General features: G+C 61.7%; 10 protein-coding genes. 7 read left to right on the top strand and 3 right to left on the bottom strand.

The window, feature by feature from the left end; genetic code table 11:
- The first annotated feature begins 67 nt into the window (after positions 1 to 67).
- Complete coding sequence (glmM, locus tag JMJ97_RS02965) at positions 68 to 1,399, top strand: phosphoglucosamine mutase (RefSeq protein WP_260699108.1); 1,332 nt, start codon at positions 68 to 70, stop codon at positions 1,397 to 1,399.
- Between the two features lie 266 nt (positions 1,400 to 1,665).
- Here glmM and JMJ97_RS02960 read toward each other — a convergent pair whose 3' ends face one another.
- Positions 1,666 to 3,249, bottom strand: coding sequence for a carboxypeptidase M32 (locus tag JMJ97_RS02960; protein WP_260699107.1), 1,584 nt, complete (start codon positions 3,247 to 3,249; stop codon positions 1,666 to 1,668).
- 502 nt (positions 3,250 to 3,751) lie between these two features.
- On the opposite strand from JMJ97_RS02960, the gene pheS reads away from it, so the two are divergent.
- The 6 genes from pheS (at position 3,752) to JMJ97_RS02930 (ending at position 11,237) form a co-directional block, all read left to right on the top strand.
- Positions 3,752 to 4,828 (top strand): phenylalanine--tRNA ligase subunit alpha, encoded by a 1,077-nt coding sequence (pheS, locus tag JMJ97_RS02955; RefSeq protein ID WP_035136801.1) that lies wholly within the window; start codon positions 3,752 to 3,754, stop codon positions 4,826 to 4,828.
- A gap of 63 nt (positions 4,829 to 4,891) precedes the next feature.
- A complete protein-coding gene (pheT, locus tag JMJ97_RS02950; RefSeq protein ID WP_260699106.1) occupies positions 4,892 to 7,345 on the top strand; it encodes a phenylalanine--tRNA ligase subunit beta in 2,454 nt (817 codons plus the stop codon).
- A 249-nt stretch (positions 7,346 to 7,594) separates the two neighbouring features.
- Entirely contained in the window at positions 7,595 to 8,653 is a 1,059-nt protein-coding gene (gene cbiM, locus JMJ97_RS02945) for a cobalt transporter CbiM (protein WP_260699105.1), read from the top strand.
- Positions 8,654 to 8,657: 4 nt separating this feature from the next.
- Entirely contained in the window at positions 8,658 to 9,494 is an 837-nt protein-coding gene (locus JMJ97_RS02940; protein ID WP_260699104.1) for an energy-coupling factor transporter transmembrane component T family protein, read from the top strand.
- 44 nt (positions 9,495 to 9,538) lie between these two features.
- Positions 9,539 to 10,309, top strand: a complete 771-nt coding sequence (locus JMJ97_RS02935) for an energy-coupling factor ABC transporter ATP-binding protein (protein ID WP_260699103.1) — start codon at positions 9,539 to 9,541, stop codon at positions 10,307 to 10,309.
- Between the two features lie 79 nt (positions 10,310 to 10,388).
- Positions 10,389 to 11,237 (top strand): hypothetical protein, encoded by an 849-nt coding sequence (locus JMJ97_RS02930; protein WP_260699102.1) that lies wholly within the window; start codon positions 10,389 to 10,391, stop codon positions 11,235 to 11,237.
- On the opposite strand, the gene JMJ97_RS02925 is transcribed toward JMJ97_RS02930, so the two are convergent.
- Both JMJ97_RS02925 and pyk read right to left on the bottom strand, forming a co-directional pair.
- On the bottom strand, positions 11,234 to 12,307 hold the full coding sequence (locus JMJ97_RS02925; protein ID WP_260699101.1) for an endonuclease domain-containing protein: 1,074 nt from the start codon (positions 12,305 to 12,307) through the stop codon (positions 11,234 to 11,236). The genes JMJ97_RS02930 and JMJ97_RS02925 overlap by 4 nt on opposite strands.
- 422 nt (positions 12,308 to 12,729) lie before the next feature.
- On the bottom strand, positions 12,730 to 14,190 hold the full coding sequence (gene pyk / locus JMJ97_RS02920) for a pyruvate kinase (protein ID WP_195362136.1): 1,461 nt from the start codon (positions 14,188 to 14,190) through the stop codon (positions 12,730 to 12,732).
- Between the last annotated feature and the right edge of the window lie 100 nt (positions 14,191 to 14,290).

Raw genomic sequence — 14,290 nt, 5'->3', positions numbered from 1 at the left:
CAGATAATCGAGTACCATTTTGGGGCGGACAGGCAATCTGTCCGCCCCTATTTTGTAAGGAGAGCGCATGAAGTACTTTGGCACCGACGGCTTTCGCGGTGAGGCCAACGTTGGGCTGACGGTAGAGCACGCTTATAAGATTGGCCGTTTTGTGGGCTGGTATTACGGCGCCAACCGCGAGCGCAAGGCACGCGTGATCGTGGGCAAGGACACGCGTCGCTCGAGTTATATGTTTGAGGCGGCGCTGGTGAGCGGCCTGGTCGCGAGCGGTGCGGACGCCTATATGCTGCACGTGATCCCCACGCCGGGCGTAGCGCATCAGACTGTGGAAGGCTGCTTCGATTGCGGCATCATGATCAGCGCGAGCCACAACCCGTTTTGCGATAACGGCATTAAGCTAGTCAACAGCGACGGCTTTAAGATGGACGAGGACGTGCTGGAGCTCATCGAGGACTACATCGATGGCAAGAGCGAAGTTCCGCTGGCCACGGGCAACCACATCGGTGCCACGGTGGACTACATGCAGGGCCGCAACCGCTACATTGCTTCGCTCATTGCAAGTGCGAACTTTTCGCTGCAGGGCGTCAAGATCGGTATCGACTGCGCCAACGGCTCGGCTTCCTCGGTGGCCAAGCCGGTGTTTGACGCGCTCGGTGCCGACGTGCGCGTGATCAATGCCGCGCCCGATGGTTTTAACATCAACGTCGATTGCGGCTCCACGCATATGGAGCGCCTGCAGCGCCATGTGGTGGAGCAGGGCCTGGACGTGGGTTTTGCCTACGATGGCGATGCCGACCGCTGCCTGGCCGTGGATGAGCGCGGTCGCGTGGTAGACGGCGACCAGATCCTGTACGTGTGCGGCGTGTATCTGAACAAGCACGGTCGCCTTTCGGGCGGTACCGTGGTGCCGACGATTGCCAGCAACTTTGGCCTGGTCAAGTCGCTGGAGCTTGCCGGTCTGAGCGCCGTGACCAGTGGCGTGGGCGACCGTCACGTGTATGCCAAGATGCGCGAGGGCGGTTACAGCTTGGGCGGCGAGCAGACGGGCCATACGATCTTTGGCGATATCGAGCGCACGGGCGACGGCATTATGACCTCGCTGCGCGTGATGGAAGTGATTCGTGCCGAGCGCGAGACGCTCTCGCAGCTCACGGCTCCGTGCAAGCTGCTGCCACAGGCGCAGGTGGCCGTGCACGTGGCGGACAAGGACGCCGCGCTCGAGAATATGGGCGTGCAGAACGCCATCGCCGAGGCCGAGGCTGCTCTGGCAGGCGAGGGCCGCGTGCTCGTGCGCAAGAGCGGAACCGAGTCGGTTATCCGCGTGCTGGCCGAGGCGCCCGACCAAGCATCCGCCGATGCCGCCATGAAGCGCATCGCCAACGCGCTCGAGGCTTTATAGCTACGCGGTTTTACCAAACCGCGTAGCTGCTCGACGCTGCAAACGGCCCCAAGCGGCAATCTGACGTTCAATTTCAAGGGCGCGACCAGAAGGTCAGCGCCCTTTCATTTCACGTCACCTTGCTCGCTTGGGGCCGTTTTCGCTGACGTTGCCAAGACATTAGCGTCAACGAACTAGTCATTGGGTACCTAGTTATTGGGTGAAAAAAGGGGACGCTGCGGATTGGTTCCGCGGCGTCCCCTTTGCGTTGGCGTGTCGGTTATGCCTTACAGCTCGTAGAGCGTGGTGAACTTGTCCTGCAGGTAGCTGCAGTAGTAGCGGGCATCGAACGCCATGCCGCACGCGCCCTTGATGAGCTCCGGCGCGTCCTTGGCGCGGCCCCACTGCCAAATGTGCTCGCCCAGCCAGGCGCGGACGGGTGTCAGGTCGCCGCTCGCGCAGGCGCCGTTAAGGTCGACACCGTCGCGGCACATGGCCGGCACAAACATGGCATCGTAGGCACTGCCCAGCGCATACGTGGGGAAGTAGCCAAACGAGCCACCGCTCCAGTGCGTATCCTGCAGGCAGCCGTGCGTGTCATCGGGAACGGGAATGCCCAGGTACTCGTCCATAAAGCGATTCCAAAGCGCGGGGATATCCTTGGCTGTGGCCTCGCCGGCAAACAGCATGCGCTCGATCTCGTAGCGCACCATAACGTGCAGCGGATAGGTGAGCTCGTCGGCCTCGGTGCGGATCAGCGAAGGCTGCGCGATGTTCACGGCGTGGTAGAGCGTGTCCTCGTCGACGTCGCCGTAGACCTCGGGTGCGTGGCGGCGCAGCACCTCGAGCAGCGGTCCCATAAAGGCACGGCTGCGGCCCACGGTGTTCTCAAAGAAGCGGCTCTGGCTCTCGTGGATGCCCATGGAGGTGCCGCCCTCCAGGCAGGTGCGCGCATAGGCGGGATTGACGCCCAGCTCGTACATGGTGTGCCCCGCCTCGTGGATGATGCTGTAGACGTTGGAGATGCAATCGTCCTCGTAGATGTGTGTCGCGATGCGCGCGTCACCCACGGCAAAGCCCTCGCTAAACGGGTGCTCGGTAAAGGCAAGCGTGGTGTCGTCCAGGTCTAGGCCGACGAGCTTCATAAGGTCAAAGCTCATGGCGCGCTGGGCGGCCTCGGGCACGCGGGCATGCAAAAAGTCGGCAGCGGGCTGCTGGCCGCGCTCGCCGATGGCGTGCACGAGCGGCACGACCGTGGCCTTAACCTCCTCGCAAAACGCGTCGAAGCTCTTGGCGGAAAGCCCGCGCTCGTACTGGTCGAGCCAAACGTCGTATGGGTCGCGCTTGGGGTCCATGAGCTCGGCCTGATGCTTAAGCTGGGCGACGATTCTATCCACATAGGGCTCAAAGCTCGCCCAGTCATTGGCCGTCTTGGCCTTGTGCCACACGGCGTCGGCCTCGCAGGTGAGCCTGGTCCAGGCCTCGGCCTCCTCGGTGGGGATGACGCTTGCCTCGCGCTGGTCGCGGCCGAGCACGCGGATCTCGTCGAGCAACTGCGGGTCGTCTACGTGTCCGCCTGCAACCGTCTCGCGCGCTAACGAACGTACGAGCTCAACGGACTTTTCGCTGGTCAGTAGCTTGTGATGTTCGCCGGCAAGCGTGCCCATGGCGTCGGCACGGGCGGCAGCGCCGTTGGCAGGAGCAATCGTCGCTCCATCGAACTCGGCAATCTTGAGCAGGTACTCGCGAGTCCACAGCTTGCCCTCGAGTTTGCGGAACTTTTTGACGGCCTTGTCGACTTTAGCGGCCTTGACGCCCTTGGCGGCCTTTGCCACGGCGGCCTTGGCCTTCTTATCGAGTTTCTTTCCCATACCGTATCCTTAATCTCGCAGGCCGAGCGCCGAAGACGGGTGCACGGCCAGTTTGCACAGCTACCTGCCTTGTACCCAGCGCGAACAAAACGGAACGCGGCGATGCGCTCGCGAAATGTGTTATCCTATAGCCCAATGCGTTGACGGAGAGGGTTTTGCCCGCCGCGTCGCCGGCAAGAGAGGGAAGGTCATGGGCTGCAAGCCTTCCTACGGTGGCAAGGGCCAAGCGTTCACTCCCGAGCAGCGACCTCAACGGGCGCGCGGCCGGTGGTAGCGAAGCCCCAGTAGGGAAGCCGTGAGCCTCGCGACAAGGGGCGCAGAGTGGGCACGGCGGGCCAGACATCCGCCGGGTCAAACAAGGTGGTACCGCGGAATTCAACCGTCCTTGGGCAATGTACATGCCCGAGGACGGTTTTTTGTTACCGAACCGGGCCGCACATCCGCAGCTATCGGGTGCTAGCCGCCCCGGCAAGCGAGATGCGCGAGAGACGAAAGGGAAGACATGAGTCTGATTGATGATCTGGTCAAACTCGAGGAAGAGGCCAAGGAGCTCGTCGCAGGCGCCGACGACGCCGCCAAGCTCGAGGCCGCGCGCGTTGAGCTGCTCGGCCGCAAGGGCCGTATCACCGGCCTGATGCGCATGATGGGCAAGCTCGCTCCCGAGGATCGTCCCATGATGGGCAAACGCGCCAACGAGATGCGCCAGCTGATCGAGGGCATGCTCGACGAGCGCACCACCGAGATGAAGGCCGCCGCCCTCAAGCACGCACTCGAGCACGAGGCCGTCGACATCACGCTGCCGGGCATCCGTCCGCAGATCGGTCACCAGCACCTGATCAAGCAGATCATCGAGGAGGCCGAGGACATCTTCTGCGGCATCGGCTACACCGTCGAGTCCGGCCCCATGGTCGATACTTCCTACTACAACTTCACCGCGCTCAACGCGCCCATGGATCACCCGAGCCGCTCGGCTCGCGACACGTTCTATGTGGTCGACAACAACCCCGGCAGCGTCGCGCATCCCGAGGCTCACGCTCACGGTGAGTCCGACGTGCTGCTGCGCACCCAGACCTCGGGCGTGCAGATCCACACCATGGAGTCGCAGAAGCCGCCCATCTACATGATCTGCCCGGGCACCGTCTACCGTCCCGACACGGCCGACGCCTGCCACCTGCCGCAGTTCAACCAGATTGAGGGCCTGGTCGTCGACGAGGGCATCACCTTTGGCGATCTTAAGGGCACGCTCGACTACTTTGTTAAGTGCATGTTCGGCGAGGATCGCAAGACGCGTTACCGCCCGCACTTCTTCCCCTTCACCGAGCCTTCCTGCGAGGTGGACGTGAGCTGCCACGTGTGCGGCGGCAAGGGCTGCAACTTCTGCAAGCACAGCGGCTGGATCGAGATCCTGGGCTGCGGCATGGTCGACCCCAACGTTCTGATCAACTGCGGCATCGACCCCGAGAAGTACACCGGCTTCGCCTTTGGCATTGGCGCCGAGCGCGTCGCGGCACTGCGCTACGACCTGCCCGACCTGCGAACGTTGATGACTGGTGACATGAGGTTCTTGAACCAGTTCTAGAACGCTTTCTTCTTAGTTGCAGTTTCCGGCTCAAAGCCGCATTTATGAAAGGAGACCAGTTATATGCGTGTTTCTTACGACTGGCTCAAGACCATGATCGATATTCCGGAGGATCCCAAGACCCTTTCGGACGAATATATCCGTACCGGCACCGAGGTCGAGGCGATCGACACCGTGGGCGAGTCCTTCGACCACGTGGTAACCGCCAAGGTGCTCACCAAGACCCCGCACCCCGATAGCGACCACATGTATGTGTGCTCGGTCGACGTGGGCGACAAGAACCTCGACTCCGACGGCAACCCCACCCCGCTGCAGATCGTCTGCGGCGCGCAGAACTTTGAGGCCGGCGACCATATCGTCACGGCCATGATTGGCGCTGTGCTTCCCGGCGACGTTAAGATCAAGAAGAGCAAGCTTCGCGGCGTTGTGTCCATGGGCATGAACTGCTCTGCGCGCGAGCTCGGCCTGGGCGGTGACCACTCCGGCATCATGATCCTGCCCGAGGATACGCCCTGCGGCATGCCGTTTGCCGAGTACGTGGGCTCGAGCGACACCGTGCTCGACTGCGAGATCACGCCCAACCGTCCCGATTGCCTGTCCATGATCGGCATGGCCCGCGAGACCGGCGCCATTTTCGACCGCGATTTCCACGTTGAGCTGCCCGCCATCAAGGCCGAGACCGGCCGCGCGACCGACGACGAGCTTTCGGTCGAGATTGCCGACGAGGGCCTGTGCGACCGCTATGTCGCCCGCATCGTGCGCAACGTGAAGGTCGGTCCCTCGCCCGACTGGATGGTCAAGCGCCTCAACGCCCTGGGCGTGCGTCCGCACAACAACATCGTCGACATCACCAACTATGTGATGATGCTCACCGGTCAGCCGCTGCATGCCTTTGACCTGGACACCTTTGCCGAACGCGATGGCCATCGCCGCGTGGTGGTTCGCGCCGCCCAACAGGACGAGAAGTTCACGACCCTCGACGGCGAGGAGCGCACGCTCGACGCCGGCATGGGCCTCATCACCGACGGCGAGCGTCCCGTGGCGCTGGCCGGCGTTATGGGCGGCATGGATTCCGAGATCGAGGACGACACCGTCGACGTGATGGTCGAGAGTGCTTGCTTCAACGCCGGTCGCACCTCGCACACCAGCCGCGATCTGTCGCTGATCTCCGATGCCTCCATCCGTTTTGAGCGCCAGGTCGATGAGACCGGCTGCGTGGATGTCGCCAACGTTACCTGCGCGCTGATCGAGGAGATCGCCGGCGGCGAGGTCGCTCCCGGCTACGTCGACGTGTTCCCCGCGCCCAAGACCATCGACAGCATCAAGCTGCGCCTGGCCCGCGTGCACGCCATTTGCGGTGCCGACATCGAGCCCGAGTTTATCGAGCGTTCGCTCACCCGCCTGGGCTGCACTGTCGAGCGCGACGGCGAGGACTTTATGGTCACCCCGCCGAGCTTCCGCCCCGACCTGCCGCGCGAGATTGACCTGATCGAGGAGGTCCTGCGCCTGTGGGGCATGGGCCGTGTGACGGCGACCATCCCGGCTGCCAAGAACCATATCGGCGGCTTGACCCGCGAGCAGAAGCTCACCCGCAAGGTCGGCGAGATCCTGCGCGCCTGTGGCCTCAACGAGACCACGACCTTTGGCTTTGCCGCCCCGGGCGACCTGGAGAAGATCGGTATGTCCACCGAGGGCCGCGGCTGCCCCGTCGTGCTCATGAACCCGCTGGTGGCCGAGCAGACCGAGATGCGCCGCTCACTGCTGCCGGGTCTGCTGCAGTCTGTGGCCTATAACGAGGCCCACGGCACGCCCAACGTGCACCTGTACGAGGTCGGCAGCCTGTTCCATGGTCGCGAGAACGCCAGCCTGCCCAAGGAGACCAAGTCCGTGGCGGGTGTGCTCTCGGGCCAGTGGAGCGAGCAGTCCTGGAGCATGAAGTACCGCAAGCTGCGCTTCTTCTTTGGCAAGGGCATTGTCGAGGAGCTGCTTGCCCAGTTGCGCATCGAGAAGGTCCGCTTCCGTCCCGTCGAGGGCGAGGGCTACGCTTTCTTGCAGCCGGGTCGTGCGGCCGAGGTTCTGTCCGGCGGCACCGTGCTGGGCTGGGTCGGCGAGATTCACCCCGAGGCGCGCGAGGCGATGGGCATCGATGAGGTCGTCGTTGCCTTTGAGCTCGATCTGGACAAGCTGATCAAGGGCGCCCGCAACCAGGAGAACTACCGCGAGTTCTCGCAGTACCCTGCCGTTGAGCACGACCTTGCTATCGTGGTCGATAACTCCGTGACCTGCGAGGACCTTGAGCGCCGCATTACCAGCGCCGGCGGCAAGTTGCTCGAGGGTGTGCGTCTGTTCGACGTCTACCGCGATCCCATCCGCATCGGAGCGGGCAAGAAGTCCATGGCCTTTGCGCTTACGTATCGCTCCGACGACCACACGCTCACCAGCGAAGAGGTCGAAAAAGCGCACCAGAAGATCGTCACCAAGGTGTGCAAGGGCGTAAACGGCGAGGTCCGCGGCTAGGTCCTGCGCTGGGAGCACGGGACCCCTCCACAGTTGCTGTGGGACCCTGCGTGACCGCGGTGCTCGACATAAGGCACCGCTGAGCCTGCATATATGACACGCGCATTACATAACGGCGTGCTGCTTTGTCGGCAGTGCGCCGTTTTGCTATGATAGCCCGCGGCGTGTTACGAATCTAACAATACGTAACACTCTTAAGGTGATTTAAGCGGCGTTGCAATTCCGTGCGCCGATAACCGGGAGGCGTACATGCACATTCCAGATAATTATCTGTCTCCGCAGACCGATGCCGTCATGGCGGTGGCAATGGTGCCCGTTTGGGTTCACTGCATCAAGAAGGTGCGCGCCACGCTCGATCGCGAGCACATGGCGTTCCTGGGCATCTGCGCCGCATTCTCCTTCTTGCTCATGATGTTTAACGTGCCGCTGCCCGGCGGTACCACTGGTCACGCCGTTGGCGGCGCGCTCATCGCGCTGCTGCTTGGCCCCGAGGCCGCTGCCATTGCCGTCTCGGTCGCGCTAGCGCTGCAGGCGCTGCTATTTGGCGACGGCGGCGTTCTGTCGTTTGGCGCCAACTGCTTTAACATGGCCTTTGTGCTGCCGTTTGTCGCTGCTATCGTGTTTCGTGCGCTCAACAGCCGTCTGCACGACAAGAGCTGGGGCACCTCGGTTTCTGCCATCGTAAGCGGCTGGGTCGGCCTGTGCCTGGCGGCCCTGTGCGCGGCAATCGAGTTCGGTATTCAGCCGATGCTCTTCACGAATGCTTCGGGCGCTCCGCTGTACTGCCCCTTCCCGCTGTCCGTGGCTATTCCTGCCATGTTGATCCCGCATATGCTGGTTGCCGGCGTGATCGAGGGCGTGGCGACGGCCGCCATCTACGGCTTTATCAAGAAGACGGCGCCGAGCATTATCGTCGGGCCCGAGGCCATCGATGGCCAGCTTGCTGCCGAGGGCGCTGCTGTCAAGAAGACCTCGCTGGTTCCCACGCTCATTTTGGTCGCCGTGCTCGTGGTGGCCACGCCGCTGGGATTGCTTGCCACCGGTGACGCCTGGGGTGAGTGGGACGCCGAGGGCGCCGCAACTGCCGTTCAGGAGGCTGGCGACGACAGCCTGCAGGCTTCGGTCGGCCTCGATACTCCGACCTTTGCCGACGCGCTGCCCACGGGTGATTACCTGCAGGCCTATTCCGAGGAACAGGGCCTTGGCTTTGCCGGCCAGGCTGCCATGTATATCCTTTCCGGTGTGATTGGCGTGGCGGTGCTCACCATCGCATTCCGCCTGATTTCGCTGACGGTTAAGGAAAGCTGAGCGCATGCAAATGGTCGAGCTGCCTAGCTGGCTTGCGGCCGAGGAGCGATACGAGCCCGCGGGGGCTCGGCATCGTGTGATGCAAAAGAATGTCCTGCACCTGGCGAGCCTGCTTGAGCGGGTTCGCCTGGGTGGAGGTGCGCACGAGGGCGGGTCGATGGTCGACCGCGCCCTTTCTTGCGTTTCGGCTCCGGTGCGTCTGGTGGGGATGTTCGTTTGCGTCCTGTGCGTGTGTCTGACGCAAAGCCCGCTGTACCTCATGTTGATGGCGGCTATCGTGTTGGTGCTGGTCGCGGTGCGCCCGGTGCGCGGGCTGCGGGCGACTTTTGTGCCGGCATTGGCTGCCGCGGGGTTTGCCGTGGTTCTGGCACTGCCTGCTCTGCTGCTGGGTGCTTCTGCCACGGGCGCCATGCTCAAGATCGCGCTCAAGACCTTCATTAATGTGTCACTGGTGCTGGGCGTTTCGTGGACCCTCACGTGGAGCCGCATGTCGGCTGCGCTCAAGATGCTGCATCTACCCGACGAGGTTATCTTTACCTTTGATATGGCGCTCAAGCACGTTGAGGTGCTGGGCCGCACGGCGCACGATCTGTGCGAATCAGTCATGCTGCGCAGCGTCGGTTTCGCGCCTGCGGGTTTTTCGCGCACCGACTCGCTGGCGGGTATCATGGGCATGACGTTTATCAAGGCGATGGAATGCAGCCGCGCGATGGACGAGGCCATGCTGTGCCGCGGCTTCGCCGGCGTGTATCCGGCGCCTGCACGGAGCGGCTTTGGCTGGCGCGATGCGGCTTACGCGGCCGTTGTGACGTTGCTCGCCGTGTTGTGCGCGATGTTGTAGCGCGGACGGTCGAACCGTCGATGTGAGTAGGGAAGGGCGACGTTTTGGCAAACGATACGAATAACGCGATGGGTGTGAGCGGTGTTGCCGGCGCCGAGGTCACGCCGCTCATCGAGTTTCGCGACGTGGTGTTTTCCTATGCGGGTCATACGGTGGTCGACGGCGTTTCATTGCAGGTGAACCGTGGGGAGCTCGTTGCTCTGCTTGGTCCTAACGGCTGCGGCAAGACGACGATCATGCGTCTTATCAACGGCCTTGAGCTTGCGGACGCGGGTGCGTACCTGTTCGACGGGTATGCGGTCGATGCCGCATATCTCAAGGATTCCGCGACGGCCCAGCGGTTCCATCAGCGCGTGGGCTTTGTGTTCCAAAACGCCGATGCGCAGCTCTTTTGTGCCACGGTCGGCGAGGAAGTCGCGTTTGGCCCGGCTCAAATGGGGCTGCCGGCAGACGAGCTCGAGCGCCGCGTCCGCGATGCCATGGAGCTGTTCCAGGTTGCCGATCTTGCCGACGTCTCTCCCTATCAGCTCTCGGGCGGGCAAAAGAAGCGCGTTGCGCTGGCTGCGGTGGTGTCGATGAACCCGGATATCCTGGTGCTTGACGAGCCCACCAACGGACTTGACGAGGACTCGTGCGACATCGTGGTCAACTTTCTACTGGCCTATGTTGCTGCCGGCAAGACGGTCTTGATGAGCACACACCATCAGGATTTGGTGCGGCGCCTGGGTGCCCGCGCCATCTATATCGATCGATATCACCATGTGGTTGAGGCGCCGGTGTCGTCGTATGGAACCGAGAGCGGCGCTGCGGATTAGTTGCTGCGTAGAGCGTGCGTAGCCGCCCGCGCGGCTTTGCCGTGATGGTATAGTTATCCAGGTTTTTATGGGGGTGGCTATGCCAAGCTGGAACATTCATATCGCTCAGACGGAGCGTTTGCTGGAGCGTACCGGTGCGCTTGCCAATAGCGTGCGCGACCGCAATGCCTTTTTGTTTGGCTGCGTGGTTCCGGATATCTTCGTGGGCTATATGGTCCCTGGCATCGCCGATCCCATCCCGTACCGCATTACGCACTTTGCAAAGCCCGAGCCTATCCCCAAGCCTCGTGAGCATGAGTTCTGGGATACCTATGTGGCACCGTTGCTCAAAGGCGCACCCGCGGGCGAACCTGCTGAGGCCACCTCGATTGTCGAGGAACGCGAGCGACTCAATCGGGTGCATTATCCCCAACGTTACAAGAACGCCGAGCCGGTTGCCGGTCCCGGCGCCTGTGAGTTTTCGCTCGCGCCCGATGACGTGGCGCAGTCGCTGCTCGATCTGACGCTGGGCGTTTGGTCTCACCTTGTGGCCGATACTGTGTGGAATACCCGCGTGAACCAGTACCTGGAGGCGCACGGCGGCAAGCCGTGCGAGGAATTCCGCATTAAAAAGCAAGGCGACTTTGACTGGTTTGGCAAGACGCTCAGCATTGTTTCGATTCCGCGCGCGACCGATCGCCTCTATACTGCGGCGACGCGTTTTGGTCAGTATCCCATCCATAAGGAGTATGTGCTCAAGACCATCGGCGTTATGCACGAGATTGTACGCGAAAACCCCGGCGAGCCCGATCATCCGCCGTATCGCTTGCTAACCGAGGAGTTTTTCGATGCAACGTTTACCGAGGTCGTCGAGCTAACCGAGGCGGGTTTTGCCGCCCGTGTCGAATCGCCCGATGTGTCTGCGCTGCCCCTGATTGCTAGCTGCTAGCTGGCCGGCCCGGCAGTGAATAGCTCAACCCAATCGACAAGTAGCTCTTGCCGCAGGGCATCTTCGGCAGTGCGCTCCTGTTTAGTCTTTGGGGTGTAGGGAAGCCCAGCCTTTTTATGGATGAGCTCGGCTATGTGGTTGAAGCTCTTCTTCTCCTTGATCTGGTCATAGGTAATTTGGATGACGTCGTAGCCCATGCTTGTGAGTGCGGTGGCGCGCTCGGCATCGGAGAGGCTCGCGGCTTCGCTGTCGTGGGCGGAGCGGCCTTGGCATTCAAGGATGACGCCCATGCTGTCGGTGGCGCTTTCGATGAGGATATCGGCGTAGCAGCAGGTTTTGTCATACAGCGAACGCGCGGCTTCGCTGAGCGGGATGCGCGCGTTATTGGTGATGTCGATGCCCAGACCGCCCTCATCGCGGGGGAGCGAGATGAGAATTGACGTCTGGACTTCAAAGGGCGAGGCGGTCTGTCCTGTCATGCGTTCGGCGGCCCAGCGGAGCTGCTTAACGCCGCGCAGGCCTGCGGCCTGCTTGGCGAACGCGGCGATATCCGCTGCGGTAAGAAGCGGCGTGCGCTTCCACAAGCTGGTGTTATTGCCCTTGGTGTCGTTAACTCGCTCCCAGCCGCAGTTGGGTGGAATGAGCTTAAGCGAAATAGCTTCATCGAGTTGTTGTTGCGTTCGCTCGCAGGGCTTAAACACTGCAAAGGAGCCGCACATCTCGTAGCAAGCCATGAGTAACTGGCTGCGTGAGACCTGCGTGGCAAGGCTGAGCAGCGTGAACTCCGGTGAAGTGACATCAAACCCATGCTCAGTCTGCCTAAACGACCCAGGAGGCGGCTCTTGGGTCAGGAGGTGTGACTTGAACAAACTCCGTGATCCGACTTGCTCGCGACTGAACACAAATCGATGAAGCGGCATATGAAGAAGGTCTTCAACAAGCGCATGGTTCCCAAGGGCGCAACATCTGCGATCCATATTGCCAAGGCTAATGGCGGGGTAAAGGCCTAATACCTGCGGCGGAATACGGTGATAGTAAAAAGCGGATTGACCGCATAGCGTCAGGTCCATTACGTCCTCCTGGTCGAAATGTGCTTTTGGACCGTGCGATGCCAGCGTCAATTCGGAAGTATGCGGCAAAATCTGAACCCTGTGAGCAGACCTGGCTTTTGAGGCTAGTTTATCAGGCATTTTGTTGCGAAAAAACGAGGTGTGCTCGGTGGTCTCAGAATTTGCCGCATACTTCCGAAAACCAGGTCGATCTGGCTTTTGCTAAAACGATTTATCAGCGTCGGTTAAGGTGTGGGTTTGCCACCGGGCGAACACTTTTAGCGCTTGGGACTTTATTTTATGGGCCTCGAAGGGTGAATTTCGCACTTTTGGTAAAGAAATGAGTGCGTGTTTTGCTGTGCGCCGGCATTGGCACAGAAAAAGGGCCCGGAAGGCTTTGCCTTCCGGGCCCTTTGCAATGCAAGTGTGCTTGCAAGTACGACTTAGCGCACCTGAGCGACGTAAGCGACGTTGGTCGAGGAGACCTTATCCTCGAGCTGGACGCTCATGCGGGGATCGCCGGCGGTAGCGACGGTCAGATCGCCGGCCTCGACGTAGCCGAGCTCCTTAGCGGTCTCGATCGCCTTGACGATCGTGCCGTTGACGGTGCCCTGGGTAATCTCGGCCTGGTGCGGGATAACGCCCCAGTACATGATCATCTGCTGGACGGCCCACTCGTGGCGGGAGAACGCGCAGATCGGCATGTTGGGACGGAAGTGCGAGATCAGGCGGGCGGTACGACCGGTGGTCGTCGGCACGGTGATGCACTTGGCGCCAACGGTGGTGGCCATGTTCACAGCGGACATACCCACAACGTTGTTGACGACGCGGGTGCCGTGAGCGTCGGCCGGAACCTCGAGCGGAGCGTGGGCCGGGAGGTACTTCTCGGTCTCGAGAGCAATGCTGGCCTGCATCTTAACGGCCTCGACCGGGTACTTACCGGCAGCGGACTCGCCAGAGAGCATAACGGCGTCGGTGCCGTCGTAGATGGCGTTAGCAACGTCGGCAACCTCGGCGCGCGTCGGGCGCGGGTTCTGCTGCATGGAGTCGAGCATCTGCGTAGCGGTGATAACGGGCTTGTAGGCCGCGTTGCACTTGGCGATGATCTCCTTCTGGATGTGCGGAACGAGCTCGGGCTTGATCTCGATGCCCAGGTCGCCACGGGCGACCATGATGCCGTCGGAAGCCTCGAGGATCTCGTCAAAGTTCTCGACGCCCAGGGCGCACTCGATCTTCGGGAAGATCGTCACGTGCTCGCCACCGTTCTCGCGGCAAAGCTTGCGAATGCCGCGGACGGACTCGCCGTCACGGATGAAGGAAGCGGCGATGTAGTCGATGTTCTCGGTCAGGCCAAAGAGGATGTCCTGACGATCGCGCTCGGTGATGGCGGGCAGCGAGATGTTGACGTTGGGCATGTTGACGCCCTTGCGCTCGCCGATCAGGCCGTCGTTCTTGACGACGCAGGTCATGTCCTGGCCGTCGACGGACTCGACCTCGAGGGCGACCAGGCCGTCATCGATCAGGATGAGGGAGCCCTTCTCGACCTCGGAGGGCAGAGCCAGGTAGTCGAGGGAGATGTGCTCAGAGGTGCCGTGGAAATCCTCGGACGTGGGCTGAGCGGTGACGACGATCTTATCGCCGGTCTTGACGGCAACCTTCTTGCCGTCGACCAGAAGGCCGGTGCGGACCTCGGGGCCCTTGGTGTCGAGCAGGATGCCGACGGGCAGACCGAGCTCCTTGGAAATACGACGGACGCGCTCGATGCGACCGTGGTGCTCGTCGTAGGATCCGTGCGAGAAGTTAAAACGGGCGACGTTCATGCCCGCTTTGATCATCTCGCGGATGGTCTCGTCGCTATCGCAGGCGGGACCCATGGTGCATACAATCTTGGTGCGCTTGTACATTCAGACCTCCATCTGACATCGTCTTGCGCTGATAGATAAACCATAAGAAATAAAACTGAGATGATTATAACGAAATGCCGACCGAATACCCCAAAAAATC

The organism is Collinsella aerofaciens (genome assembly GCF_025289055.1).
Classification (GTDB): domain Bacteria; phylum Actinomycetota; class Coriobacteriia; order Coriobacteriales; family Coriobacteriaceae; genus Collinsella.
This window is presented reverse-complemented; position numbering and strand designations above follow the sequence as displayed.

Bases quoted from the DNA above. Each gene is read 5' to 3' on its own strand.
- pheT (WP_260699106.1), top strand. From the start codon at position 4,892: ATGCGTGTTTCTTACGACTGGCTCAAGACCATGATCGATATTCCGGAG.
- JMJ97_RS02960 (WP_260699107.1), bottom strand. From the start codon at position 3,249: ATGGGAAAGAAACTCGATAAGAAGGCCAAGGCCGCCGTGGCAAAGGCC.
- JMJ97_RS02930 (WP_260699102.1), top strand. From the start codon at position 10,389: ATGCCAAGCTGGAACATTCATATCGCTCAGACGGAGCGTTTGCTGGAG.
- JMJ97_RS02925 (WP_260699101.1), bottom strand. From the start codon at position 12,307: ATGGACCTGACGCTATGCGGTCAATCCGCTTTTTACTATCACCGTATT.
- pyk (WP_195362136.1), bottom strand. From the start codon at position 14,190: ATGTACAAGCGCACCAAGATTGTATGCACCATGGGTCCCGCCTGCGAT.
- glmM (WP_260699108.1), top strand. From the start codon at position 68: ATGAAGTACTTTGGCACCGACGGCTTTCGCGGTGAGGCCAACGTTGGG.
- pheS (WP_035136801.1), top strand. From the start codon at position 3,752: ATGAGTCTGATTGATGATCTGGTCAAACTCGAGGAAGAGGCCAAGGAG.
- cbiM (WP_260699105.1), top strand. From the start codon at position 7,595: ATGCACATTCCAGATAATTATCTGTCTCCGCAGACCGATGCCGTCATG.
- JMJ97_RS02940 (WP_260699104.1), top strand. From the start codon at position 8,658: ATGCAAATGGTCGAGCTGCCTAGCTGGCTTGCGGCCGAGGAGCGATAC.